The 26,542-nt window shown below is 49.7% G+C and carries 20 protein-coding genes; 13 read left to right on the top strand and 7 right to left on the bottom strand.

Going from position 1 to position 26,542, the window contains the following annotated elements:
* Positions 1 to 229: 229 nt before the first annotated feature.
* Complete coding sequence (locus tag EA408_08955) at positions 230 to 2,566, bottom strand: glycoside hydrolase family 3 protein (protein TVR71530.1); 2,337 nt, start codon at positions 2,564 to 2,566, stop codon at positions 230 to 232.
* Between the two features lie 275 nt (positions 2,567 to 2,841).
* Here EA408_08955 and EA408_08960 point away from each other — a divergent pair, with 275 nt between their 5' ends.
* Positions 2,842 to 4,998: an elongation factor G gene (locus EA408_08960; protein TVR71467.1), complete on the top strand. Its 2,157-nt coding sequence runs from the start codon at positions 2,842 to 2,844 to the stop codon at positions 4,996 to 4,998.
* A gap of 140 nt (positions 4,999 to 5,138) precedes the next feature.
* On the opposite strand, the gene EA408_08965 is transcribed toward EA408_08960, so the two are convergent.
* Positions 5,139 to 6,116, bottom strand: a complete 978-nt coding sequence (locus EA408_08965) for a mechanosensitive ion channel family protein (protein ID TVR71531.1) — start codon at positions 6,114 to 6,116, stop codon at positions 5,139 to 5,141.
* A gap of 366 nt (positions 6,117 to 6,482) precedes the next feature.
* On the bottom strand, positions 6,483 to 7,724 hold the full coding sequence (locus tag EA408_08970; protein TVR71468.1) for a hypothetical protein: 1,242 nt from the start codon (positions 7,722 to 7,724) through the stop codon (positions 6,483 to 6,485).
* Between the two features lie 237 nt (positions 7,725 to 7,961).
* Between EA408_08970 and EA408_08975 the strand changes: the two genes are divergently transcribed.
* The 12 genes from EA408_08975 (at position 7,962) to EA408_09030 (ending at position 22,255) form a co-directional block, all read left to right on the top strand.
* A complete protein-coding gene (locus EA408_08975) occupies positions 7,962 to 10,397 on the top strand; it encodes an ATP-dependent DNA helicase (GenBank protein ID TVR71532.1) in 2,436 nt (811 codons plus the stop codon).
* Between the two features lie 118 nt (positions 10,398 to 10,515).
* Positions 10,516 to 11,175 (top strand): DUF4290 domain-containing protein, encoded by a 660-nt coding sequence (locus EA408_08980; protein TVR71469.1) that lies wholly within the window; start codon positions 10,516 to 10,518, stop codon positions 11,173 to 11,175.
* Positions 11,176 to 11,272: 97 nt separating this feature from the next.
* Entirely contained in the window at positions 11,273 to 12,580 is a 1,308-nt protein-coding gene (gene murA / locus EA408_08985) for a UDP-N-acetylglucosamine 1-carboxyvinyltransferase (GenBank protein ID TVR71470.1), read from the top strand.
* 66 nt (positions 12,581 to 12,646) lie between these two features.
* A complete protein-coding gene (locus tag EA408_08990) occupies positions 12,647 to 13,252 on the top strand; it encodes a TlpA family protein disulfide reductase (protein ID TVR71471.1) in 606 nt (201 codons plus the stop codon).
* 144 nt (positions 13,253 to 13,396) lie between these two features.
* Positions 13,397 to 13,981, top strand: a complete 585-nt coding sequence (gene grpE, locus EA408_08995; GenBank protein TVR71533.1) for a nucleotide exchange factor GrpE — start codon at positions 13,397 to 13,399, stop codon at positions 13,979 to 13,981.
* A 35-nt stretch (positions 13,982 to 14,016) separates the two neighbouring features.
* Positions 14,017 to 15,162: a molecular chaperone DnaJ gene (gene dnaJ / locus EA408_09000; protein TVR71472.1), complete on the top strand. Its 1,146-nt coding sequence runs from the start codon at positions 14,017 to 14,019 to the stop codon at positions 15,160 to 15,162.
* A 97-nt stretch (positions 15,163 to 15,259) separates the two neighbouring features.
* On the top strand, positions 15,260 to 16,192 hold the full coding sequence (locus tag EA408_09005; protein TVR71473.1) for an ATP-binding cassette domain-containing protein: 933 nt from the start codon (positions 15,260 to 15,262) through the stop codon (positions 16,190 to 16,192).
* 11 nt (positions 16,193 to 16,203) lie between these two features.
* On the top strand, positions 16,204 to 17,553 hold the full coding sequence (locus tag EA408_09010) for an ABC transporter permease (GenBank protein TVR71474.1): 1,350 nt from the start codon (positions 16,204 to 16,206) through the stop codon (positions 17,551 to 17,553).
* A 109-nt stretch (positions 17,554 to 17,662) separates the two neighbouring features.
* Positions 17,663 to 18,601 carry a phosphatase gene (locus EA408_09015; protein ID TVR71475.1) on the top strand — a complete coding sequence of 313 codons (939 nt, stop codon included), beginning with the start codon at positions 17,663 to 17,665 and terminating at the stop codon, positions 18,599 to 18,601.
* Positions 18,602 to 18,642: 41 nt separating this feature from the next.
* Entirely contained in the window at positions 18,643 to 19,809 is a 1,167-nt protein-coding gene (locus EA408_09020; GenBank protein ID TVR71476.1) for a sigma-54-dependent Fis family transcriptional regulator, read from the top strand.
* Positions 19,810 to 19,849: 40 nt separating this feature from the next.
* Positions 19,850 to 21,292, top strand: coding sequence for an aspartate ammonia-lyase (locus EA408_09025; protein TVR71477.1), 1,443 nt, complete (start codon positions 19,850 to 19,852; stop codon positions 21,290 to 21,292).
* Positions 21,293 to 21,325: 33 nt separating this feature from the next.
* A complete protein-coding gene (locus tag EA408_09030) occupies positions 21,326 to 22,255 on the top strand; it encodes a hypothetical protein (protein ID TVR71478.1) in 930 nt (309 codons plus the stop codon).
* 63 nt (positions 22,256 to 22,318) lie between these two features.
* Here the strand turns inward: EA408_09030 and EA408_09035 are convergent, their stop codons facing one another.
* The 4 genes from EA408_09035 to EA408_09050 form a co-directional block, all read right to left on the bottom strand.
* Positions 22,319 to 22,750, bottom strand: a complete 432-nt coding sequence (locus tag EA408_09035; GenBank protein TVR71479.1) for a Rieske (2Fe-2S) protein — start codon at positions 22,748 to 22,750, stop codon at positions 22,319 to 22,321.
* A gap of 46 nt (positions 22,751 to 22,796) precedes the next feature.
* Positions 22,797 to 23,633: a hypothetical protein gene (locus tag EA408_09040; protein ID TVR71480.1), complete on the bottom strand. Its 837-nt coding sequence runs from the start codon at positions 23,631 to 23,633 to the stop codon at positions 22,797 to 22,799.
* Between the two features lie 35 nt (positions 23,634 to 23,668).
* Positions 23,669 to 24,262, bottom strand: a complete 594-nt coding sequence (locus tag EA408_09045) for a YceI family protein (protein ID TVR71481.1) — start codon at positions 24,260 to 24,262, stop codon at positions 23,669 to 23,671.
* A gap of 74 nt (positions 24,263 to 24,336) precedes the next feature.
* Positions 24,337 to 26,529, bottom strand: coding sequence for a KamA family protein (locus EA408_09050; protein ID TVR71482.1), 2,193 nt, complete (start codon positions 26,527 to 26,529; stop codon positions 24,337 to 24,339).
* Positions 26,530 to 26,542: the final 13 nt, after the last annotated feature.

Here is a 26,542-nt window from a genome sequence, read left to right on the forward strand (position 1 = left end):
TTGTCTGTCCAATCAGGCAACAATCTGATCATCCTGTCTCCGCCACACAATATATAATATTATGTATGCTGCAAACAGGCTTGCCAGGTGATCAGTAAATTCGAAAATAGAGTAACCCTGTATAACAGAAACTGTTTAAGGGGAATGTACTTAGTACGGTACCCTTCCGAAGGTCTGCAAAGGTAATAAAAAAGTTTTTCCGGTCAACAAATTTTCAGTGAAAATCGATTTATTTTAACGGATACCTCAGGGTCCGTTCATCGGCAATCGGTCCGTTCCAATCCATTCCAAAGGCAAAACCGTAATAATTTCCTTCGCTGTCGCGGTAAACTTCCATATCATGGGGGACGTCCTCAAACTGTTCTTCAACCGTGCGCATATTTGCCGGCATCTGAAGGGGCAGAAGCCCCTGTGGCACAGATTTCCCCGAAAGGATATCCATCAGGACCTGATCCTGAACGCCGAAGTGAACAACAATGGCATCGGCAAGCGGCTCAATTTCGCTGAAAACGGTTGGATTAGACATATTCATAACTACTATCACCGGCCGGTCACCCATCTTGTGGCGTGTCTGCCTGACAAGGTCAAGATCGGCCGTATTCCTTACAGTCACTGTTTTACCCCGGTAGGAACGGTTGGTAAAATTTTCCAACGGATCACCCCCGGCGATGCTTTCCTCCCTGGCATGGATAGCGGTATAGGGCCCGTACTGCAGACTTATCGGGATGTAACCGTTCCCGCCTGTACTGACGTCATCCCTGCTGTACCCTCTTCCCCGGTCAGGGCTCTCAATAAAAACGAATGCATAATCTGCATTATAAGGATCAGAAGTGACCCTGAAATACTTCCCGGCAATCTCAAGGCTTACCGGGTACTCATGACGCTCAGGGGTTGTCATTCCAAACCAGTTCATCCCTGAGGGGATAAAACGCCCGGGTATGTATACAGTGGCTTCTTTACCGGCAGGCAGTACACCACCCGAATTCTTGAGCATTACAACCGATTTCAGCTGTGCATCATAGCCTGCCTTCATAAATTCAGGATTACCAACAGTCCGCCTTGTCTCATCCGGGTCAACGTAGGGGTTCTCAAAAAGCCCTGTGCGGAACATGTTAAGCAGCAGCCTTTTTGCAGATTTTTCAAAACGGCGGCGCATCTGGTCCTCGCCGTACCTGGCTACACCCATAAAATAGGCTTCTATCACCGGACCCGCATCGTTGTTGCCCCCGAACTGGTCTACCCCGGCCATTATGGCTTTGTAGTGCTTTTCGGCTTCTGACAGCTCCTCCACTCCCCAGCCGGCACTCCCGAACTGGTCAACTGCCGTGGCAGTACGCGTAACACCCCAGTCAGTGCAGACCACCCCCCCGTATCCGTACCTCTCCCTCAGCAGGTCGGTAATGATGTACCTGCTGAAAGCGTTGCCTGTATTCTCTCCATAGACAGTATCCTGTTGCCATGAGATGGTATAGTAGGGCATTACGGCAGATGCCTGTTTGGTACCCCCCTCCAGCCTGAAAGCCCCCTCAACAAAAGGCTTAAGCTGCTCTTCGAGATTGTTGCCCGGATAGACCGCATACTTGCCGAAGGCATAATGGGCATCCCTTCCGCCCTCTCCGGTGCCCCCGCCGGGCCAGTGCTTCACCATCGCATTCACGCTTTCCCTTCCCCAGCCACTGCCGGTAGCTGTTATGGTGGACTGGAAACCGTCTATATATGCCCTGGTCATATCTGTTACAAGAACAGGGTCCTCACCGAATGTGCCTCTCACACGGCTCCACCGCGGATCGGTTGCCAGGTCAGCCATCGGCGAAAGTGCCGTTGCAAGTCCGAGTGCCCGGTATTCAATTGAAGCTACCCTGCCGAACTCATATACAATGTCAGGGTCAAAGGTTGCAGCAAGTCCGAGTGCACCAGGCCACATCGATATATCACCACCGGCACCGGCATCAAATTCGGCGCTTGCAACAGTGCCGTGCCGCGGATCGGAGCTGTTGTTGGCGGGTATTCCGTGTCCTAAACCTTCAACGAATCCCTGCACCCTGTTGTTCCACCTGGCAGCAGTCTCCGGACTTTGCACAAAGGTCACCAGTATATGCCTGAGATTGTCGTACTTGAGAAAATGTTTCTGCTGATCGGACAGATCCCAGGGGTCGGCGCCGCTCTCCTCAAAACTGATCCCCCCGTAGGTATTGACTGCAAACCTCGATGAGCGTGCCGGAACGGACTGGTGCCCGCTGTACAGCATCAGTCCCGCTATCTCCTGTATGCTCAGCCGGGAAGCAAGGTCCCTGGCCCTCTCTTCCGGCGAAAGCCGCCAGTCCTCATACCGGTCAAGCTTCCCGTTACCGTTAAGGTCCTTGAAGGCAAACCCCCTGTCGGTTATAATTTCAACCCCCGATAATGGTGAATAAGCGATGTCGGTACCGCCACTGTTTGTAACAAGCACAAATTCGCCCCTGTCGTGTTTTTCCCACAATTGATCATAGGTGCATGAGGATGTAAAAGCCAGGGCCAGCAAAGTCCGGACTGATAAAACTGTTGGCCTGAATACAGATGCCTGCATAATGTTATCACTTTCGGTACGGAACACAGAAGCCCTGATCAGCTAATCAATATATGTTAACAGCAAAATTATCAAATATGGGCAATAGGGGCGCAAAGCTTAACAATACTTAACATATTCCCATAATAGACATATTGATAACCGATAATTGAATCTTGCATAAAAATTTATTACTTTTGGGGTCCCGCTTGCAACCTGCAGGTCATTTATCATTACAGATCAGGACATTAACACAGACAAAGCATTATATAATCCAATTAAACAACACGACAGATATGAAAACATACCAGACCGACCAGATAAGCAACATTGTGGTTTGCGGAAATCCCAAATCAGGGAAAACAACTCTGGTGGAGGCCATGCTTTTTGAAGGAGGAGTAATTGAAAGGAGGGGCGCGGTTGAAAGCAGGAATACTGTCTCAGATTACAACGAGATCGAGCACGAGAACGAGAACTCGGTATTTGCTACAGTATTGTACACTGAGTACGCCGAAAAAAAGATCAATATAATAGATACTCCCGGACTTGATGACTTCAGCGGGGGATTGATTACAGCGCTGCGACCGGCAGATTCGGCCCTGATGCTGATTAACGGGCAGCATGGTGTTGAAATAGGCACCGAGATACAGGGCAGGCACCTCGAATCACATGAAAAACCTGTCATCGTGGCAGTAAACCAGCTGGATCATGACAAGGCCAATTTCGAAAAAGTCGTGGAGACTCTCAAGCAGAGTTACGGCAGCAAGGCGGTAATTGTGCAGTACCCTGTCAGCACCGGCGAAGGGTTCAACTCGTTTATCGATGTTGTTAAGATGAAGATGTACAACTACCCGGCCGATGGCGGCAACCCTGAAATTTCTGATATTCCGGGCGACCAGGCAGACCGTGCCGAAGAGCTCCGCAACGAGCTTATCGAGGCTGCAGCAGAAAATGATGAGAACCTGATGGAGACATTTTTCGACAAGGGTACACTTGACGAGGAGGAGATGCTCAGAGGCATAAAGCTGGGAATCAGCTCACGGAACATGTTTCCTGTTCTCTGCATATCTGCAAAAAAGAACATGGGTGTCGGCAGGCTTCTTGAGTTCATTGCCACCGCTGCTCCCGGCCCGCACGAAACGGCACCCGCCGTTACAAAAGATGGCGACCAGGTGAAATGTGACTCCTCCGGGCCCGCTTCGGTATTCGTGTTCAAGACAAGCCTTGAGCAGCATATCGGCGAGATCAATTTTTTCAAGGTAATGTCGGGCGAGATAACCGAAAGCATGGACCTTGTAAACACCAATAACTCATCAAAGGAGAGGTTCTCTCAGCTGCTTGTTGTTGCAGGCAAGACGCGCAACAAGGTGAGCAAGCTGGTTGCCGGCGACATCGGTGCAACAGTAAAGCTTAAGAATACCAAGGCAAACCATACCCTAACCGCTCCCGGCAAACCGGTCGAGTTTGAGCCCATCGTCTACCCCGAGCCCAAATTCCGGACCGCCATCAAGGCAAAGAGCGAATCGGACGACGAAAAGCTGGGCGAAGCCCTTTCAAGAATGCACGACGAGGATCCCACCATCGTGATTGAGTACTCCAAGGAACTGAAGCAGATAATTGTATACGGTCAGGGCGAGTATCACCTCAACATCCTGAAATGGCACCTTGACAACATCTTCAAGATAGAGACCGATTTCATTACCCCGAAGATCCCCTACCGCGAAACCATAACCAAAACAGCCCAGGCTACCTACCGTCACAAGAAGCAGTCGGGTGGCGCCGGACAGTTCGGCGAGGTGCATATGGTGATCGAGCCATATGCCGAGGATATGCCCGACCCTGTCAAGTACAAGGTCGACGGCAAGGAGATTAATGTTTCCGTGAGGGGCAAGGAGGAGCATAAGCTTCCATGGGGAGGCATGCTGGTCTATTTCAACTGCATCGTAGGCGGATCGATCGATGCCCGCTTTATGCCCGCCATACTCAAGGGCATCATGGAAAAGATGGAAGAGGGGCCGCTCACGGGGTCATATGCCCGTGATATCAGGGTGTCTGTTTACGACGGTAAGATGCACCCTGTCGACTCCAACGAGATATCCTTCAAGCTGGCAGGCCGTAACGCCTTCAGGGAGGCCTTCAAAAATGCGGCTCCCCGCATCCTTGAGCCTATCTACGATGTAGAGGTGCTTGTTCCCTCTGAGAGGATGGGTGATGTGATGAGCGACCTGCAGGGCCGCCGTGCCATGATCGAGGGTATGACCAGCGAGAAGGGCTTCGAAAAGATCAAGGCCAGGGTGCCCCTGGCAGAGATGGCCAAATACTCGACGGCTCTGAGCTCACTTACCAACGGCCGCGCCACCTACACCATGAAGATGGCCAAATACGAAACTGTCCCCGGCGACCTCCAGGAGAAGCTGCTCAAAGCCTACGAAGCCGAGCAGGAAGAAGAATAGTATCATCGGGGCCGGGGATCCCCTTTCGGGGAAGCCGACAACACCCCGCACCGACATAACCGCATAAAGCAAAGGCTGCCTTTAACCGGGCAGCCTTTTTCAGTAATTTCAGGATTATTGGCTGTCACATCCGGTCGCGGTCAAACTCCGGCCCCTGAAGCGGCATTGTCGTCCGCCTTCTCCGGGTCGAGCAGGACCCTGGCCTTTGGCAGGCATTGCGGATACTTCTCCTGCAGGAAAGCAAGCAGTTTTTCACGTACCTGCACCCTCAGGTCCCATGCAGTACCCGAATCGACTGCACTTACCAGCGCCCTGATCTCCACAGTCCTTTCGGTTGCGTTGGTCACCTGTACCACCTTCACCTTGCCGTCCCAAAGCGGGTTCCCTTCCAGAATTCTGTCAAGTTCTTCACGCACGGCATCGACAGGCAGGGTGTAATCTGCATAGATAAATACCGTACCCAGGATCTCAGCAGTGGTGCGTGTCCAGTTCTGGAACGGCGTTTCAATAAAATAGGTTGTCGGCAAAACCAGCCGGCGCTTATCCCATATTGCTACAACAACATAGGTGAGGTTGATCTCCTCTATCCTTCCCCACTCGTTCTCGACTATCACCACATCGTCAAGTCTGATAGGCTGGCTGATTGCAATCTGGATGCCTGCCAGTATCGTCCCGATGGCCCTTTGCGCCGCGAAGCCTATTATTATACCGGCCACTCCGGCCGATGCTATGAGGCTTACACCTATCTTCCTTATACTGTCGAAAGACATCAGCACCAGGGAGACGCCCACCAGCACAATCAGGAAGATCACTATATTCTCGAGTACCCTGAACTGGGTGTATATCTTCCTTGCCTGCAGGTTATCCTTCTTTTCAAGATCAAACCTGCGCAACAGGAAAAATTTAACCAGGTGTACCGACTGGATGAGTATCCAGCACACAAAAACGATAACCATTACCGATGTAAGGTGACTTATTGCTCCGGTGTGCCTCAACTGATGGTCGAAGAAGGAGAGAGGCACTACAAGGGAAAGGAAAACCGATAACAGTACAAAGGGTACTTTGAGCTTCTTTCTTAAACGCCTGACGAATTCCAGGCTCTCTTCCCCTGCCCACATGCCCGCAACCCTGCCCAGTACAAATACAAGCACCAGCAGCACCGCGAACACCACCAGCACACCCAGCAGGTATTGAACAATAAACAGGTTTTCTCCGGTTATTCCACTGATAAGTGCATCCATAATATCATATTTTAATTGAACCGACAGTAGCAAAGTTAATTACAATCAGCGGCAATGCAAAAACGGAAACGGCATAATGCCGCATACATGTATACCAGGTCGTCACTCCCGGTCCGCGTCAGGGGAAGCAGACATGACAGGACATCTTCCATTTTTTTGATTGGTGTCAAGTCATGTCGCAAACTTCTGAACGAAGTTTGCAGGTTAACCGGAATAAAAAAGGAAAGTTACAATTGCAGTTCACTACCGGTTCCTGAACAGGTAGAGGGGGCCGGTAAATTCGTACTCAATATCGTCCCAGCCCTCACCGGTAACTATGTAGTAATAGACCCCCGGCGATGCAGGGGTGCCGTCTATCTGGCCATCCCACCCCTCTTCAGGGTCGGTCCACTCAAATACCTTCCTTCCGTACCGGTTATATACAATGGCCCGGAATTCACGAAGCGAAACCGCCATAACCATGAAGAACTCATGAGAAGAGCCCGTGCCGGTCGAAAAGACATTTGGAACCTCCAGCTCAGAGGGCAACACCTTAACAGGATCGGGGAGTATAAAAAGATTCTCGCAGAAATACTCCGATATGGTCATGAGTCCGACCTGGTATTCGCCGGGAATATAATATGTATGGACCGGGTCCTCTGCACGGTAATCAGGAATATCCAGGTCTGTTGTATCGGGATGGTAAAACATGTACCATTTGTATTCGGCAGCATTGAGTGACGCACTGGCATCAAAGGTCACCTCCAGGGGGGCTTCTTCCTCTTCCGGGTCAACCGTAAATTCAGCTTTCGTGGTTACCGGCTCTTCAGTGACAGTGTAGCTCGACCTGCACTCGTAATAGCTGATCTCAAAGGTGTAAGCGGTTGTCACGGGAGGAGGGCTCCAAACCCTGGTCTGCAGCCTGTTTGGAACAGATACAAACGGATCGGCGGTCCACACCGGGGTAAATTCGCCCGGCAGTTCATAAGCCTCGCCGCTGAATGGATCATGGTACCTGAATATCTCTATCCCAACCGTACCGAACATGTCAAGTGCCTCGCACCGGCTGACTGTTGCCTCTTCATCTACCCCGGCAAGGGGACTGTTAACGAAGATCCATGCCCTGAAAACGGTATCAATATCCTCTCCATCGAATATCCTGACCCGGTAGCCCCCGCTTTCAAGGTTGCCGGCCGTTGAGGAGCTGCCGCTGTCAGACCTGAACGGGGCGCCATACTCCCCGGTAAGCGAATCATACCTTGACCATTCAAACCCGAGCGGTGACCCGGCGCCTGGAAGCGAAGCGGAAAGAGTGCCATTCTCGTTGCAGAAAACATATATATTGTCCTTTAGAACAGTATCCGGATACTCAACATCATACCCGCCAGCCACAATGGTTGAGTACCCCGATGATGTTATCTGGGCACCGCCAAATTGTATCCCTGCCGGGAATACCAGAAGCAGGCACGTAAAAAATCTCAGCCACGGCAGGCGGATTGCAAACATAGTGCGTGAAATTATTATTCCGGTACAGTTCCCGGCCTTATTTAAACTGACTGCATGGTCTGTATATTATATTACAGGCTCCCAAAAATATCAATTCTTTTGAAAACCTCAATATGTTGATAAATGAACTACGCCTTAGTTGGAGATAATAAACCAACAGGGTACTTTTACAGCTTCCTGCTGCGTAATGCACCGCACCGGAACCGTAAATATTTATTACCGGAAAAAATCAGTTTGGTGACAGATTTTCTGAATGACCTTAATAAAGCCCAGAGAGAGGCCGTAACCGATGCCGAGGGGCCGGCACTAATCATTGCCGGCGCCGGATCGGGCAAAACCCGTGTCCTGACATACAGAATTGCATGGCTCCTCAGCAGGGGGGTGCCGGCACATTCCATCCTTGCACTTACATTTACCAACAAGGCTGCCGCCGGGATGAAGGAGCGCATAGCAGATCTTGTCGGGACCGGTAACGCCAAATACCTGTGGATGGGGACATTCCATTCTGTGTTCGCCAGAATACTGCGGGCAGAAGCAAAGCATACCGGCTATTCCTCAAATTTCACCATCTACGACACACAGGATTCGCGCAACGTAATAAAATCGATCATCAGGGATATGGTCCTTGACGAGCAGACATACAAGCCCGGCGAGGTGTACGGCAGAATATCGTTTGTCAAGAATAACCTGGTAACACCGCAGGCATATGCTTCAAATTCTTCACTCACGGCAGAGGACAGCCGGAGTCGCAGGCCGATGATCGCAGAGATCTACAAAAGATACCTGCAAAGGTGCCGGACTGCCGATGCAATGGATTTCGATGATCTGCTGCTGAACACCAACATCCTTTTAAGGGACAACCCTGAAGTGCTCGAAAAGTACAGTAACGCCTTCAGGTACATCCTGGTTGATGAGTACCAGGACACGAACTTTGCCCAGTACCTTATAGTTGCCAAACTTGCCTCGGGTCACGGGAACCTTGCGGTTGTGGGCGATGATGCCCAAAGCATATATTCATTCAGGGGGGCCCGCATTGAGAATATACTCAATTTCAAAAAGGATTACCCCGGTTACAAACTGTTCAAGCTTGAGCAGAACTACCGCTCTACAAAAACGATCGTGGAGGCCGCCAACAGCCTGATATCAAAAAACCGTAACCAGATCACCAAGAAGGTGTGGTCGGCAAATGCCGACGGTGAAAAGATTACGGTTGCCCAGTGTGCCACAGATCATGAAGAGGGTGCTCTTGCTGCACGGCTCATTGAGGAAAAATCGGCCACGGGTGACGGCAAATACAGCGATTTCGCCATTCTGTACCGGACAAATGCACAGTCGAGGATATTTGAAGAGATCCTTCGCCGCAGGGGAATTCCCTATAAGGTCTATGGAAGCCTCTCGTTCTACCAGCGCAAGGAGATAAAAGACCTGCTGGCATATTTCAGGCTTACCGTGAACAGGCGCGACATCGAATCCTTCTACAGGATAATAAACTACCCGGCAAGGGGAATTGGCAGGACCACAACCGACAGGCTCAACAGGTACTGCAATGAAAACGGGCTCATCCCCTTTGATGTTACAGCCGATCCCGGCCCGCATTCCGGAGCCCTGGGCTATAACCGGGGCACCCTGGCAAAGCTTGCCGCATTCAGTTCAATGATAAGCGGCTTTACCCGGATTGCCGGATCGGCCGATGCATGGCAGGCTGCGCGTGAGATTGCCTCCTCATCGGGTATCCTGAAGGATCTTTTTGATCCGAAATCACCCGAAAACATCGCCAAATACGAAAACATACAGGAACTGCTGAACGGGGTCAGGGAGTTTACCGAACAGCAGATGGCAGAAGGTGAGGATGCATCACTGGCCGCCTTCCTGCAAAACGTGTCGCTGCTGACCGACCAGGATAACGAAAAACCCGACGACCGTAACAAGGTGACACTTATGACGGTGCATTCTGCTAAAGGACTTGAGTTCAGGCATGTATTTGTAGGCGGACTGGAGGAGGAGCTCTTCCCGAACCATTTTTCCAGCTCATCGCCGACGGGACTGGAAGAGGAACGGAGACTCTTTTATGTAGCCCTCACAAGGGCAGAAGCCACCGCTACCCTGTCGCACTCACAAACACGTTACCGATGGGGAATGCCTGTAATGTGCCGGCCAAGCAGGTTTTTGTCGGAAATCGACAGCCGTTTCCTGGAATACCCTGAAGGGATTACAGGCAGCAATTCAGATGCCGGCACCGGCAGGGTGCGGGTACCCGGTAAACCCCGAAAAAATCTGAACCCTCATAAGCCGGGTGAACAAACCCCGGCGGGGACTCCTCCCCTGAAAAACCCGATGAGAAGATTACGCAGGATCCGCTCTGATGAAGCTAAAGCAGGAAACAGCAAAACAACCGGAGTTCACGCCGGCAGCCACCAGGAACCGCTTCCCCTGGACCGGCCTTCAGACAGTCAGCCGCCGGTTGGCGGCAACGAAGCACCACGGGATAACGCAAATGGCGGTCAAACGGAGCTCAGTCCCGGAATGGCCGTCGAACATGCCCGCTTCGGGAAGGGAAGGATAACGGCTCTCGAGGGCCATCCTCCCAATGTCAGGGCAACGGTCAGTTTTGATGGAGCAGGGCAAAAGCAACTCCTGCTAAAATTTGCAAAACTCAGGATAATCTCCGGCTGACAGGTCACAGTATGATACCGGTACCACTCCCGGTCATTCCCAAAAACGTAAATTAACTGCTAAATGCCTTTTTTTCACCGGATATTTAGTAATTTTGCAGAACAATCATCTTTAACCAATGGAAGAGAAGAATAACCAAACAGGCCCGACCCAGGCAAACCTGGCCGACGACTACAACACGAGCAGGGAAAAGATGGCTATTCCCGAATACGGCAGGAATATCCATAATATGATCAAGCATATCGGGACAATAGAAGACCGTGAAGAACGGAACAAGGCGGCACGATCCATTATTTCCATAATGGGGAACATGAACCCGCATTTGAGGGATATCAATGATTTCAAGCACAAGCTGTGGGACCACCTTGCCATCATGTCCAATTTCAGCCTGGACATCGATTACCCGTATGAGCCTCCCAAACCTTCAACTTTTACTGAAAAGCCCAAACCGGTTCCTTACCATACCTATCCGATCAGGTATAAACATTACGGCAGGCTCCTGGAGCAAATGATCAAGACTGCAACAGAGATGGAAGAAGGAGAGAAGAAAGAGGCACTTGTGCACATGATTGCCAATCATATGAAGAAATGCTACCTGACCTGGAACAGGAGCCAGGTTACCGATGAGATAATATACAATGATCTCAGGGAGCTTAGCAGGGGACTTATTGACAGGGGATCTGAGATTAAACTGTCCGAGTCAAGGGAAATACTGTCCCGCACCAGGAAGAAAAAAACACAGCGAAAATACAATCCCAGGCAACAGCAAAAGCAATAGTATCAGGGTTTTTTGAAAAGCCCCTCAAGCCGGCCCTTAAAAACCCGGCAGCACGGGGACAGGGTTTCCTTTTGCCTGTTTAAAAATCTGTCATGTTATGGCATCTTTTGAAATCAGGGGCGGGTACCCCCTAAAGGGAGAACTGACTGCCCAGGGTGCAAAGAACGAAGCGCTCCAGATCATCTCTGCAACAATTCTTACATGCGAGAAGGTCACCATCGGCAACATTCCCGAAATCCTTGATGTGATCAGGCTTATTGAGCTTATCGAAAAGCTTGGCGTAGAGGTCGAAAAAACCGGTGAAGGCCGCTACGAATTCAGGGCGTGCAATTTAAATCCCGGATACCTTCTTTCTGACGATTTCAGGGCAAGGGCTGCCAACCTTCGCGGATCGGTCATGATAATAGGCCCGCTACTGGCAAGGTTTGGCAAGGCCTATATGCCCAAACCGGGAGGCGACAAGATAGGGCGCAGGAGGCTTGACACCCACTTTACGGGCTTCATAAAACTTGGTGCAAAATTTGAATATGATGTAAGGAAGGACTTTTACCGGGTCGAGGGCAAAGATCTGAAAGGATGCTATATGCTTCTTGATGAGGCATCGGTAACCGGAACAGCGAATATTGTGATGGCGGCGGTCCTTGCAAAGGGAACAACTACAATATACAATGCCGCATGTGAACCTTACCTTCAGCAACTATGCAAAATGCTGAACCGAATGGGTGCCAGGATATCCGGTGTGGGATCAAACCTCCTCACAATTGAAGGAGTTGAAAGCCTTGGCGGCACAGAACACACGGTTCTGCCCGATATGATAGAGATAGGTTCCTTTATCGGCATGGCAGCAATGACCGAATCGGAAATTACCATAAAAAATGTGTCGTACGACAATCTTGGTATAATACCCGATGCCTTCAGCAGGCTTGGAATAAAACTTGAAAGACAGGGTGATGATATATTTATACCTTCACAGTCCCACTATGAGATTGAGACATATATTGACGGTTCTATAATGACAATCGCCGACGCCATATGGCCGGGACTTACCCCTGACCTGCTCAGCGTCTTCCTGGTGGTAGCCACCCAGTCAAAAGGGAGTGTGCTGATACATCAGAAAATGTTTGAAAGCCGTCTCTTCTTTGTTGACAAGCTGATGGATATGGGAGCCCAGATTATACTCTGTGACCCTCACCGCGCAACGGTCATTGGCCTTAACAAACAGTTCAGGCTCCGGGCTACAAATATGGTCTCGCCCGATATCAGAGCCGGCGTTGCCCTGCTCATAGCGGCCATGTCGGCCGAGGGCACAAGCGTCATCAATAATATTGATCAGATCGACAGGGGATACCAGAGAATTGATGAAAGGCTCAATGCCTTAGGCGCCAGAATTAAAAGGATCGCCTGAACATCTCCCCCGGTTAATTGTTATTCTTACCCAGAATGTAATCCTTATAATTAAACTGATTATAAAATGCGCATTATTAGATTTGCTGCTCTCGCAGCACTGGTTATAATACTTGCTCTGTGGCTGACAGGCAGGAAAAACGGAACTACAGGCACTTCACCTGAAAATGCTGCCACTGTTCAGCCTACCGGCAACACGGGGAACAGGATAGGCGACACCGCTCCCGACATAGAGCTGTTAACTCCGGACGGAGAAACGGTTACACTTTCCTCACTGAGGGGCAACGTGGTAATGCTCGATTTCTGGGCATCGTGGTGCGGACCATGCCGCAGGAGTAATCCTGCAAAGGTAGAGGCCTGGGAGCGTTTCAGGGACAAGGAGTTTGTCAACGGCAGCGGCTTCAGTTTGTTTTCTGTTTCACTCGACACCAACAGGGAGTCCTGGATCAAAGGTATTGAAGATGATAATCTCGGGTGGGATCACCATGTCAGTGACCTTCTGGGATGGAGCTCCGAAACCGCTGCGCTTTACCAGGTAAGGAGCATACCTGCAAGCTGGCTTATAGACGGCAATGGCATGATAATTGCCAGAAACCTGAGAGGCGACGATATATCAGAAGCACTGACCGGACTTCTAACCGGGCAGGATGCCGTCACCCTTAACAATTTATAAATAGATCGCCGACCGGCACCGGGAAATATTGTCCGGTACCCGTTAATGGATCACTCCCCCTATGCCAAAATGTCGGTTACCGGGATATGGCCCGGTATTTGCTTGGCAGTAGGTTCGCTTATTAATAATAAACGTGTAAAAGAAATGGTAAAGAAAAAGACCACCGGGAAGAGACAGAAGGAAGGTGTTAAGACCGGTAAGGGGAAAGCTGCCGGTAAGGAGAAAGATCCCGGGATACCTGTTGATAAAGGAAATGCAGGTGAAACGGTTACTGAAGATGCTGATGTAGCCGTACTTGAAGAGAAGCTCAGGGAGACCGAGAACAAGTATCTGAGGCTGGCAGCGGAATTTGATAATTACCGGAAACGGACACTTAAGGAAAAGTCTGACCTTGTGCGTTTTGCAGGAGAGGATATTTTGACCGGACTCCTGCCTGTAATGGACGATTTTGACCGCGCATTGCAGAATCTTGACGGCACGAATGAGATCGGAGCCATCAAAAAGGGGGTGGAGCTTATTTATACCAAGCTGAAGGACTATCTCAGAAGAAAAGGTGTGAAAGAGATCGAGGCCCTGGGAGATGAGTTCAATACCGATATGCATGAGGCAGTGACAAAATTCCCGGTTGACGATAAAAAAAAGAAGGGCAGAATTGTTGATGTGATAGAGAAAGGGTATATGCTTCATGACAAGGTAATAAGGTACGCCAAAGTTGTTGTGGGCGAATAGCGTTTTAGAATCAAGTTTAAAATCCAGGCAGATCAATGGCAAAAAGAGATTATTACGAAATACTCGATATTAAACGCAATGCCAGCCAGGCAGAAATAAAGTCGGCATACCGGAAAAAAGCGCTGCAGTATCACCCCGACAAAAATCCGGGAGACCCAACCGCCGAGGAAAAGTTCAAGGAGGCTGCAGAGGCCTACGAGGTGCTTGGCAACGAACAAAAGAGGGCAAGGTATGACCAGTACGGACATGCCGGAGTTCAGGGAGATGCAGGCGGCTTTGGCGGAGGCGGCATGACAGTGGAGGATATATTCAGCCATTTCGGCGATATTTTTGGCGGCAGTTTCGGTGGTTTCGGCGGATTTTCCAGTGGAAGGCGAGCCCGCAGGGTTAATAAGGGCTCGAACCTGAGGGTCAAAGTGAAACTCAGCCTGAAAGATATTGCCGCCGGTGTGGAGAAGAAGATAAAGGTAACCAAATATGTGGCATGCAAAGTATGTGAAGGCACCGGGGCTCAAAACGGTACCGCTTTCAGTGACTGCTCTACATGTCATGGCGCCGGACAGGTTACCAGAATCTCCAACACGTTTCTCGGACAGATGCAGTCTACCACAACCTGCCCATCCTGTGGCGGCGAAGGCAAGAGCATAACAAGCAAGTGCCCGTCGTGTTACGGAGAGGGTATCGTAAAAGAGACTGAAGTGGTAAAGCTCAATATTCCTGCCGGTGTTGCAGAAGGCATGCAGATGTCGGTCGGCGGCAAGGGTAATGCAGCCCGGAGAGGAGGCGTCAACGGCGACCTGCTGGTGGTCATCGAGGAGGAAAAACATCCTGAACTGATAAGAGACGGTAATGACCTTATATATTACCTGTACCTTAGCTTCCCTGAAGCGGCACTGGGAGTGCCTGTAGAGATACCAACCGTTGAAGGTAAAGTGAAGATCAAGGTTGAACCGGGAACCCAACCGGGCAAGATACTGAGGCTGCGGGGCAAGGGGCTGCCTGATATTAACGGCTACGGCAAGGGTGACCTGCTTGTCAATATAAACGTATGGGTGCCCAAAAACCTGTCAAAGGAAGAGCAGCAGGCAATCGAGAAATTGAGAGAGTCAAACAACTTTACACCTGATCCCAGCAAAGAAGATAAAAATTTTTTCGAGAGGATGAAGAGCTATTTTGAATAACGATACTATATTTATACTGTTTTTAAATTTTGCATTCATCTTCGGCCGGCACAGGTCAGGATAATATTGCCATTTCAACTTACAGACAGGTAAAATCATGGAATTATTCTCTGCCAGGGAGGTATCAAAAAGCTTCGTAAATCACCGCGCTCTCGACAACGTCAGCATGTCGGTACCTGAAAAGAGTATCTACGGACTGCTGGGACCCAATGGTGCCGGCAAAACAACCCTTATAAGAATAATCAACCAGATCACTGCACCCGATACGGGTGAGATCAGGCTGAACGGCCGCAGCCTCAAGCCTGGCGACATTTACCGCATCGGATACATGCCTGAGGAGAGGGGACTGTACAAAAAGATGAAGGTCGGAGAGCAGGCACTCTATTTCGCCAGACTCAAGGGGCTGGATAAAAAAACCGCCATGAAACGGCTCAGGTACTGGTTTGAAAAGTTTGAAATCCAGAGCTGGTGGAATAAAAAAGTTGAGGAACTTTCCAAGGGTATGCAGCAGAAAGTACAGTTCATCATCACCATCCTCCATGAACCGGAGCTGCTGATCTTTGATGAGCCATTCAGCGGTTTTGACCCTATCAATACCAACCTGCTCAAGAATGAAATAAACGGGATAAGAGACCGGGGTGCCACGATTATTTTCTCAACACATAACATGAGCTCTGTAGAGGAGCTGTGCGACCACATCACCCTTATCAACAATTCAAAGTCGGTCATCGAAGGATCCGTTAACCATATCAGAAATCAGTTCAAACTTGATATCTACAGGATAGGATTTGAAGGTGATGCTCAAAAGCTTTACGATATTCTCAGTCCCGCCTACGAGGTGCTGGAACTTACCGGGGGGCCGGGCGGGCACCACGCAAGGATCAAGGTGCACAGCAAAAGTACTGACAACATGCTGCTGAAGCTGTTAATGCCCCATTTTCACATAACCTCATTCACAGAGGAGATCCCGTCGATGAACGATATTTTCATAGATCTGGTCAGCCAGCAGAAAACTAAGGTAAACAATTAAACCCTCCTGAGATGACATCCAAAAGTTCAATTGTGATTGCAAGGGAGTACCTGACCAGGGTCAGGAAAAAGTCATTCATTATCATGACCATACTCGGACCCATCCTGTTTGCAGCGGTAATAGTGGGTCCGGCCTGGTTTGCAACTTTGGAGGACAGGGAGGTCAGGGTTGTTGCAGTTATTGACAGCTCAAAGCTCTTTATCGGCCAGCTGCCGGAAACCGATTACCTCAGATTTGAATACCTGGAACACACAACTGTCGAAGAACTGCGCGAAAAATTTGACGACACAGATTATTATGCCGTGCTGTATATAGCACATATAATTGCATCCACCCCTTCGGCGGTGCAGCTAATGTCCGACCGCCAGCCAGGCATGAATGTAAGAATGCATATCGCCAATGCACTGGAAAAGGAGCTTGAAAGGCAAAAGCTTGCAGCATATGATATTGAAGATATCGACAGGATACTGGAGTCGGTCAAAACCCGTGTCAGTATCAGGACCATTATCTGGCAGGACGACGGTGGTGAGAAAGAGAGCTATTCAGAACTGGCCATGATAGTCGGGTATGTCGGCGGCTTCCTTATCTACTTCTTCATCTTCCTTTTTGGTGCCCAGGTAATGAGAGGCGTCATTGAGGAAAAATCCAGCCGGGTGGTTGAAATCATTGTATCTTCGGTCAGGCCTTTTCAGCTGATGCTGGGTAAGATCGTGGGTATCGGACTTGTGGGGCTGACCCAGTTCCTGCTTTGGGTAATTCTCAGCGTTGTGCTGGTAGTAGCGTCACAGCAGCTTTTCTTTCCTGACATTGGCACCCCTTCATCAGAAACCGTGGTTGCTGAGGAGCTTTTTACTTCAGGCACCCTGCAGCAATCACAGCCGGTTACAGATGATGCTCATGACAGGTTCGGCGAAATGTTCGCATCAATTTCGTCGATCAACTTCAGTGTCATGCTGCTCTCATTCCTGTTCTACTTCCTGGGGGGTTACCTTCTGTATGCTTCGCTCTTTGCTGCAATTGGATCGGCGGTTGACAACGAAACAGACACCCAGCAGTTCATGCTGCCGATAACAATTCCCCTGATCATCTCCATCATTGTGATGATGAACGCCATAATGAACCCCTACGGACCGATCGCTTTCTGGTTCTCAATAATACCCTTTACATCGCCAATAATAATGATGGCAAGGATACCTTTTGGCGTGCCGTTCTGGGAAGTGGCTCTGTCGGCCGGCCTCCTTGTTGTCACTTTTATTTTTACCACCTGGCTGGCAGGAAAGATATACCGTACCGGCATTCTTATGTACGGTAAAAAAGTCAATTACAAAGAGCTGTGGAAATGGATCAGGTACACCGGTTGAATGCAGTCCGGGACCTCATGGATCAGATAGAAACAGTGAACCGGCAGTTATGAACCAATCAGCCGGTTTTTTGTTTAATATATTTGATAAATCACTATAACGGGCACAAATGATCTACGCAATTCTCGACCTTGGTACAAATACTTTCAACCTGCTGATCATACAGACAGCAGCAAACAACACCAGGAAAATCCTGCTCAGCCGTAAGGAGCCTGTCAAGCTGGGTGAAGACGGTATAACAAAAGGCTTAATCAGCGAAAAGGCTTTTAACAGGGGCCTGAGTGCCATAGAGAGCCACATGAAGTATATACACGACTATCAGGCTGAACATATCTTTGCATATGCAACATCGGCAATCCGCTCGGCCGGTAACGGACTTGAGTTTGTACGTTTGGTTTATGAAAGGTTCAATATAGGAATACAGGTGATATCGGGCGACAAAGAGGCCGAACTTATCTACCGGGGTGTAAGGCAGGCCGTCAATATGGGTAACACCAAACACCTTGTGCTTGATATAGGCGGAGGCAGCAATGAACTGATCATAGCAGACGGCAGGAAGATCTACTGGAAAAAAAGTTTCCCATTGGGAATGGCAAGGCTGCTCGAACAGTTCAGGCCCTCCGACCCGGTAACGGAAGAAGAGATAAGATTATTTGAGAACCACTTCGAAAATTCACTGGAATGTTTTCTGAAAGCCGCCCGGGAACACAAACCCGAAATACTCATAGGCTCATCAGGAAGTTTCGATACCTTCAAAGCGCTTCTGGCATCAGCCACTCAGACCTCTCCCGAAACTAATTCACCTGCTTTCAGCATCGATCCGGAAGATTTCCATAAGCTGTACAGGCGGCTTCTGGAGTCAAATTCCGCCGAAAGGCTGGAAATGGAGGGAATGGACCCCATGAGAGTTGAAATGATTGTTATTGCCGCCATTTTTGTTAATTTTATCGTCAGACGCCTGGGCATACAGACAATGATCCAGTCCGATTACTCACTCAAAGAGGGGGCTGTATCGGAAATCATCGAAAGAAAGATACTGTCGGCATAGAAGCTGTTTGATGCCCCGGCCTTTTGCAATAACAGTATACTATGGCAAACATCCTTGTTATCGATGATGAAAAAAGCATCAGGAACTCCCTGAAGGAGGTGCTGGAATATGAAAAGCACACCATTGACCTCTCGGCCGATGGTGAAGAGGGCCTGGAACTCTGCAGGAAGAACAAATATGACGTTGTACTGCTTGACATTAAAATGCCGGGTATTGACGGAATTGAAGTGCTTGACAAGATCATGGATGAGGCCACCGATATACCGGTAATCATGATTTCCGGCCACGGCAATATCGATACTGCGGTAGAAGCTATCAAGAAAGGCGCCTACGATTTTATTGAAAAGCCACTTGACCTTAACAGGCTTCTGATAACCATCAGGAACGCCCTCGACAAATCCGAGCTGATAACAGAGACCAGGGCACTCAAAAGAAAAGTGAGCAAGACCTGCGATATGGTGGGAGAATCCCCGCCTATGCGCAAGGTAAAAGAGATGATCGACCGTGTTGCCACCACCGATGCCAGGGTCTTGATAACCGGCAGGAACGGAACTGGCAAGGAGCTGGTTGCCAGGTGGCTGCATGAAAAGAGCAACCGTGCGTCACAACCCTTCGTAGAGGTCAACTGTGCTGCCATCCCCTCCGAGCTGATAGAGAGTGAGCTGTTCGGGCATGAAAAGGGCGCCTTCACCTCTGCCCACAAGGACAGAAAGGGCAAGTTCGAGCAGGCAAACAATGGCACCATCTTTCTCGACGAGATAGGCGACATGAGCCTGGCGGCACAGGCAAAGGTACTCAGGGTGCTCCAGGAAAACCGTCTCTCCCCCGTAGGCAGTGACAAGGATATAAAGGTAGATGTCAGGGTGATAGCAGCCACCAACAAGAACATGAAAGAGGAGATCGCTGCAAACCGGTTCAGGGAAGACCTCTACCACAGGCTGAGCGTGATCCTGATAAACGTGCCTACGCTGAACGAGCGGACAGAAGACATACCTCTGCTGGCCGAGCATTTCAACGAACAGATATGCGGTGAATACGGCATGCAGAAGAAGATCATTACCGAAGAGGCCATCGCCGAACTGCAGAAGATAACATGGACCGGCAACATACGGGAGTTCAGGAATGTACTGGAGAGACTTATAATACTGTGCGACAAGGATATAACAGCAGAAGACGTGACATCTTACTCCCAGCCTATCTCAAGGTAGGACGGCAACGGACGATCCGGTTACCGGAAAAACAGACTATATGAGAACCGAAAAGGATTTTCTCGGCGAAAAAGAGCTGCCCCGGGATGCCCTATACGGCATTCACTCTGCGAGGGCGGCTGATAACTTCCCCTGCCAGGTGCCATTCCATGCCGAATGGTACAGTGCAATGGGACTTACCAAGCTTGCATGTTACCGTACATGCCGTTCCTTCATCAGGGCCGCGGCCGGAAAATACGGCAGGATGCCTGAAACCGTCGCCACAGTGGGCGAAGAGATCCTTGACAACCTCGAGGCATCGGCATCCGAAGTAGCAGCCGGCAAGCATTTCGGCCATTTCATAGTACCTGCAATACAGGGAGGCGCCGGCACCAGCATAAACATGAATGTCAACGAGATAATAGCCAATGCCGCGCTTGTCAGGATGGGTTCCCTTCCGGGGAATTACACGCTGGTCGATCCCATTGAACACGCCAATATTTACCAGAGCACCAACGATGTGGTGCCCACTGCACTCAGGGTGGCGGTAATGAAGCTTCTCCTGGAACTCGAAGAGTGTATAAACAAACTTCGGGCCTCGGTAGAAAAGGCAGAAACCCTTCACCGCTCGAGTATCCGCATCGCCTACACGCAGATGCAGGCAGCTGTGCCCTCATCCTGGGGAATGTTGCTGGGTGCATATAACGAAGCTTTGTCGAGAGACTGGTGGAGGGTGTCCAAATGCATCGAGAGGATAAAAACCGTTAACCTGGGAGGCAGTGCAGCAGGTACGGGTATTGCCGTGCCCAGGTACTTTATCATGGAAGTGGTGCCCGAACTGCAGAGGCTGACCGGACTGCCCGTTGCCCGTAGCGAGAACATGCCCGATGCCACATCGAACCACGACAGCCTTGTCGAGGTGCACGCCATCATCAAGTCCTGCGCAGTCAATTTTGAAAAGATGGTCTCCGACCTGCGCCTGCTGGCATCCGACGTTGCAGGCAGCGGCGAGGTTACCCTGCCCCGGCTGCAGGCCGGAAGCTCGGTAATGCCCGGTAAGGTCAACCCCGTCATTCCCGAATTTGTGATAAGCGCCTCCCGCAAAGTATATTCCAACGACCAGCTCATAACCTCGCTTGCCGCATCGGGTTGCCTTGACCTTAACGCATATATACCCCTGATCGGGCATGCCATGATAGAAAGCCTTAAGCTGCTTATCGCAGCGGCAGAATCAATGACCGGCAAGCTTTTCGAACAGTTGGCCATTGACGGGCGGGTGTCCGAAGCCAGGCTTCTCGCCAGTCCCTCGGTAACCACCGCGCTTGTCCCTTTCATCGGCTATAACAGCGCCGGGCAGCTTGCAGTGCTCATGAAGGAGAAGGGTATCGACATTTACGCGGCAAACGACGAACTCCGGCTTATCGACCGGGAACGGCTGGCCGGGATACTTAAACCTTCAAACCTCCTCAAAATGGGATTCTCGCTCGACGACCTGCCCGGTTGATAATGTTTTAATTTTTTTCTTTAGTTTTGAAAAATGCAAAGGCTTTTCCGTATCCTGCTCTACCTGTCGCTGCTCTTCTTTGCCTGGTACCTTTATCGTGCCGAGTATATTGTCTTCAGGGGCCTGTCCCCTGACCCGTTGCTGCTTACGCTTTCTCTGCTTCTGCTTTTTGCAGGCTTTGTGACAGGGGGAGTGAGCTGGGCAGTTGCCATGCGGCAGGAGGGTTATCAGGAAGGAACCCTCAGGGCGGTCATATCGCACGGATTGTACATTTTCTCAAAATATATCCCCGGGAAGTTCTGGGTCGTACTGGGCCGTGCATCATACATCAGCTCCAACAAACCGCATATGAAGCAACTCTCGCTTGCATCACTGCAGGAGCAATTGTTGTTTGTATGGTGGGGTATGATACTGAGCCTGCCGCCTACATTCTTTCTCCTGCAGAGGCCATGGATCGGTGTCGTTATTTTCGGGGGACTGCTGCTGTTGTCATTCCTGCTTTTCTCAGGGTGGTTCCACAGGAACTCCGGGTGGGCTTTGGAAAAAGTGCTGAAAAAGGAGTTCAGTTTCAGGCCGATGAAATTCTCTTTCTTTATGCGGGTCAGCATTCCTGTACTGATTTTCTGGCTCCTTTGGTCAGCCGGGTTCTGGCTGCTGCTGCTTTCATTACACGGAATTGCGGGCCCGGGAACTGCCGGATTTGCGGGCCCCCTTACAGCGCTTGCCTGGCCCGCAGCCATGACTTACGGTTTTGTGGTGGTATTCCTGCCGGCCGGAGTGGGTGTCAGGGAAGGAATCCTGGTCTCATTCCTGGTCGCCGGGGGGATGGAACCCCAGGGTGCAGTAACATTCTCAGTCATCTCACGATTCTGGTTCGTTACGGGCGAAGTGTTCATTTTTCTTCTTGCCGCCTCCCTTAAAGCCTTAAGCTCAGGAAAATCAAGCGTAAAATTGTCCCGATAAGAACATCAATCAGGATTAAACCAAAAACCGGTCTGCATTGCCGGATTTCCCGGGTTCCTTTTATCAAAGTTCAACAGTGAGCACACTCCCGTCCCGGGTAATTGAATAGCTTCTTACCGCAGTTGTCGCAGGCCCTGTGACTACCGCACCATCTGCAGAAAATACCGACCCGTGACACGGACAGGGAAAATTGCCGTTTGAGTGGTTGTAGGTTATCTGACAGCCGGCATGGGTGCATACCGAAGACAATGCCACAAAATGGTCATCCCCGGTGTTGGCAATGATTATATTATTGATAATAATGGCATTGCCTGCTGTATTTAACAACGAATAGTCCTGGTCAGCCAGGTCAATGACTATGTCGTTTCCATTCCCGTTACCACCAGGCGGGTCAGGATCGTTATTATCATCCTTGCTGCACGACACAACAGTGACGGGAATTATAACTGCGGCACCCGCCTTCATGGTTCTTAGCAAAAACTCCCTTCTTTCCATAAATTATATTTTTATTTCACATATCGTTAAAATGCACCGCAAAACATCATAAATAAAAAACACGGGTAATCATAAACCCGAAAAACATATCCCCATCCTGCCATTGCCTATTTGTATTTACAAGCCAGGCCTTATCTGATATCCCTTGTGTATTGGAGAAGAAGAGCTGAAAGACATGACCTCCGGTCTCGATGTCAAAACCTACTGAGAGTGGGTTGGTGCGGTTGACACCATCCTTAACGACCGGGTGGATATATTCGATGTTAAGGTGTGTCATGGGGGTCAGCCTCAGCCGTGCAGCTGCTCCCAATGAAAGATGGTTGACCGGCCCCATGGTTTCAGGCATATAGTTGCTTCTTAAGAAAATAGAACTGATCTGAAGTGAAAAGAGCTCTGAGAATTTCCTGCTCACCATCAGATTATGAACAAAACTCATTTTGTCAATGAAATTGTCATATTCTTCGGGGTAGATGTTTCGTATTGTCGGCTGCGAGGCGGCGGCGTAATATGTAAGGCTGAAAGGATAACTGAGCCTTCCTTCCTGTGTGATTAACCTCGCCTTTAGATAACCATCCCAGGTTTTCTGGAATGTACTGCGCCCGGTACCTGCAGCCAGCCATGAATTTATGCCGTAATCCAGTCCCAGCCTTATAGTTGCAATATCCAGCCCGAACATATCGTAGAAACCCGAACGAACATTCCCGAAACGGTGTCCAACAGTAAATACAAGTTCGCCGGCATAAGGATTTTCAACCGATTGCATATTGACAACCCGGGTACTCCTGAAAGTTTTAATGGGCAGGCTTACAGTATCATCCCATCCCCCCAGCTGATCAAACATGTCATCGGTTATCTGGGCCATGACCATTGAACCAGTCAGCATCAAGGTTAATACAGCTAATGTCTTCATATTGATGGTCAGTTTAAAGGGGCCAGCCTTAAATCCACTGTAACCTCAACCACTTCGGCTATGTTACGGACCAGCATCCTGGGAATTCTGATATTATAATCTTCGAGCCTTATGGGAAAAACTGCATGGCACACATAATGGGGGCCCGACCTTCTGAACGATCCTTTAACCACCACCTCCCTGGTTACACCCCTGATGGTCATATTTCCGGCAACTGTTACTTCATCAGGATACGCATTATCGGTAAATTCATCAAAACCTTGTATGTATCCCTCAAAGCGGGCTTCGGGATAATCATGCGAATCCATATAGTTTTCATTGAAATGCTTCTGCATGAGAGACCTTCTGAACTGAAAGTCCTCAATCCTCATTCTTACGGCGATCTCTCCGGATCCATTGTCAAGAATGGCATGCACCCTGTCGTTTACAGCCTCTATATTTTCAAGCGGTGCGGAAGAAAAAAAAGAGATCGTCCCTTCGCGGGTAAAGTGATTGATTTGGGCAATCCCGGAAAAAGCCATTGCAGAGGTTAGGGCAAGTATAGCAAAAACGGTTTTAATACGAATACCGTTTTGTCTGCTGAAGGCTGATGAGGTTTTCATGCGGGCTTTATGAATTAAACAAACCTGCCCTTGGCTTTGTTCAGCCGGTCATAATATATTTACCAGTAATTGTGTTACCCGATCTCAAGGTTTGATATCTCCTCTGTGATCCTGTAAGGGTATTCAGGATACTCGAAGAGCGGCATCCTCGGTTCGGTCTCACCTACCGAATATCCCCATATGCTTTGGTATTCCTTAATATCCTCACCCATGTCCTCAAGCTGATGAAGATACTCACCCACGGGTTTACTCTCTATTATTATCATCTTCCCGAGCTTGTTTATAATAGGACTGTGCCAGCGGTTGTGATCATGGTCAAACTCGAGTATACGGCGCCCCCACCTTGTTATGCCTACAGTCCTGAACGTCATGCTCTTGCCGACAGCCGGAAGGTTGATCACGTTCCTGTCAGTCGCAAGGAACGGAATACCGTTTTCTTCCCTGATAGATTCAAGGTTCTCCTTCATCCTCTCCGGTTCGTCAGAGAGACTCCTGATCCTCTCACGGTAACTGCCGGGTAAGATACCTATATACTTCTCCTCTTTTTGCTCCTGAACGGCACGCGCGTTGGTGGCATAGTTAAATGTGTTTTCAAGGAATCCCTTTACCGAAAATGTGTAATAGGTTATCACACCGATGTCGTTCAGCACCTTTCTCAGCATGGCAGTATGACCCCTCCTTGATGCAGCGGAGGTAAATACAAGCTGGTTGGTAACCATCCATCCGGCATCTATCAGCCTCCTTACAGCAATTTCGGCTTCAGGTGTCACCTCCATGGGGCTTTCAAAATGGGTCTGTATGACAAACTGCTTTATGCCCGCTTCCGCAGCCTTCCTCCTGAAGCCAGCGAGAATCTGCTGAAGGTGGGGAGTAACCCTCTGGGGCAGATAGGCCAGCAGCCTGGTACCAAGCCTTATCCTAACTATCCCGGCATACTTTTCACCGTCAGGTCTCTTTTTGTTGGCCTCCCTCTTCCTGACAGCCATCTCATAAACCTGGTCGAGTATCTTTTCAAGAGACTTGTCGCGGCTCATCAGTGCATCTCCACCGGTAATAAGGATATCCCTTAGCTGTGTATCACTCTCGTAGTAATCGAGCAGCCTTTTCAGCTTCTCATCCCAGGTCTCTTTGGGCTTCAGCTTGTCAAGGTTGAAGTTAAGATTGCCCCTCTGAAAATCATACATCCTCTGGCAGGATACACATAGTCCCCCGCAGGCCCTGCCCATTGTGTCAGGTATCATAATGGCAACTTCAGGATACCGCCGGTGCACATTGTGGCGGGAAGGAAGCATCCATCCTGCAGCATTCGGCTTGCCGGGTTCAACCTTATCCTCCTTCTCCCATGCCTCAATGTTTCCGAACTGGTCAATCAGCGGTTTGGAATATATCACATAGTGCCTTATTGCAAGATCCGCTCCGGCTGTAAATCCAGGGGACCTGGTACTCAGCAGGGATATATAATAGGGATTGACAAAGAAAGGTATACCCTTTTTCTCAGCTCTTTCAAGCAGTTTCTGTGTGTCAAGATCGAGAGAATGGTCCAGCAGCTCGTTAAGCAGTGCTGGTGACCTGACAGCAAACCTCAGGTGAAACATATAGTCGGACCACCATTCTTTAACTTTTTCAACCTTCTCGTCGTAACTCAATCCCTCCTCGAAAAAATACCTGGAATCACCCTGCTCGCAGCTTTCAATCCTCTCCACCAGCACTCTTATGATCCTTTCCCTGTTCTCCCCGCGTTCCTTGATTATCTCCTGTTCCAGTCCGTGCCTCCAGCGCTTCATCCACTTTTCCACCTTCTGTTTGTCGGGTCGTTCCCTGGGAAGCTGTCCCGTCAGCTGCCTGAAAAGATTGATCATATCCTCAAAGAAAAGGGGCTTGGCTCCTCCTGTACCGTTCCTGGCCCCAAGCCATATAAGGTTGAATGGATCACTTATCGTGATCTCCCCACTCCTGTATGGATTCGGAAATTCCCGGCCTGCATTGTCAAGATAATCCAGGATCCGTATAGCAGCAAGGTCATGCCAGCGCAGCCTGCCGTAAGCCTCCAGCCCCTCTTTTTCCTTTTTGTAATATGACAGGGCATCAGCATTGGTGCCCAGCACCTCTTCAGCCCAGATACGTATTGATCTCTTTGCCTCATCCTCGGTAGTCGATTCCGAAAAGATCCTTTTCAGTCGCGGATTCTCATTTAACAGGCGACGCAGGAGCTTTGCAGATTTAACTGACAATGCTATTTTCTCAGGATAATATTCCATAACAACCATAATTTTGAATCCT

Source organism: Marinilabiliales bacterium (genome assembly GCA_007695015.1).
In the GTDB taxonomy this organism is placed as follows: Bacteria; Bacteroidota; Bacteroidia; order Bacteroidales; family PUMT01; genus PXAP01.

Excerpts from the sequence above, each read along its gene's own strand:
- EA408_09005 (TVR71473.1), top strand. The coding sequence starts at position 15,260 with ATGGAATTATTCTCTGCCAGGGAGGTATCAAAAAGCTTCGTAAATCAC.
- EA408_09025 (TVR71477.1), top strand. The coding sequence starts at position 19,850 with ATGAGAACCGAAAAGGATTTTCTCGGCGAAAAAGAGCTGCCCCGGGAT.
- EA408_08955 (TVR71530.1), bottom strand. The coding sequence starts at position 2,566 with ATGCAGGCATCTGTATTCAGGCCAACAGTTTTATCAGTCCGGACTTTG.
- grpE (TVR71533.1), top strand. The coding sequence starts at position 13,397 with ATGGTAAAGAAAAAGACCACCGGGAAGAGACAGAAGGAAGGTGTTAAG.
- EA408_09050 (TVR71482.1), bottom strand. The coding sequence starts at position 26,529 with ATGGTTGTTATGGAATATTATCCTGAGAAAATAGCATTGTCAGTTAAA.
- EA408_09015 (TVR71475.1), top strand. The coding sequence starts at position 17,663 with ATGATCTACGCAATTCTCGACCTTGGTACAAATACTTTCAACCTGCTG.
- EA408_08960 (TVR71467.1), top strand. The coding sequence starts at position 2,842 with ATGAAAACATACCAGACCGACCAGATAAGCAACATTGTGGTTTGCGGA.
- EA408_09010 (TVR71474.1), top strand. The coding sequence starts at position 16,204 with ATGACATCCAAAAGTTCAATTGTGATTGCAAGGGAGTACCTGACCAGG.
- EA408_08990 (TVR71471.1), top strand. The coding sequence starts at position 12,647 with ATGCGCATTATTAGATTTGCTGCTCTCGCAGCACTGGTTATAATACTT.
- EA408_09040 (TVR71480.1), bottom strand. The coding sequence starts at position 23,633 with ATGCTGACTGGTTCAATGGTCATGGCCCAGATAACCGATGACATGTTT.
- EA408_09030 (TVR71478.1), top strand. The coding sequence starts at position 21,326 with ATGCAAAGGCTTTTCCGTATCCTGCTCTACCTGTCGCTGCTCTTCTTT.
- dnaJ (TVR71472.1), top strand. The coding sequence starts at position 14,017 with ATGGCAAAAAGAGATTATTACGAAATACTCGATATTAAACGCAATGCC.
- EA408_08980 (TVR71469.1), top strand. The coding sequence starts at position 10,516 with ATGGAAGAGAAGAATAACCAAACAGGCCCGACCCAGGCAAACCTGGCC.
- murA (TVR71470.1), top strand. The coding sequence starts at position 11,273 with ATGGCATCTTTTGAAATCAGGGGCGGGTACCCCCTAAAGGGAGAACTG.
- EA408_08965 (TVR71531.1), bottom strand. The coding sequence starts at position 6,116 with ATGTGGGCAGGGGAAGAGAGCCTGGAATTCGTCAGGCGTTTAAGAAAG.
- EA408_09035 (TVR71479.1), bottom strand. The coding sequence starts at position 22,750 with ATGGAAAGAAGGGAGTTTTTGCTAAGAACCATGAAGGCGGGTGCCGCA.
- EA408_09045 (TVR71481.1), bottom strand. The coding sequence starts at position 24,262 with ATGAAAACCTCATCAGCCTTCAGCAGACAAAACGGTATTCGTATTAAA.
- EA408_09020 (TVR71476.1), top strand. The coding sequence starts at position 18,643 with ATGGCAAACATCCTTGTTATCGATGATGAAAAAAGCATCAGGAACTCC.
- EA408_08970 (TVR71468.1), bottom strand. The coding sequence starts at position 7,724 with ATGTTTGCAATCCGCCTGCCGTGGCTGAGATTTTTTACGTGCCTGCTT.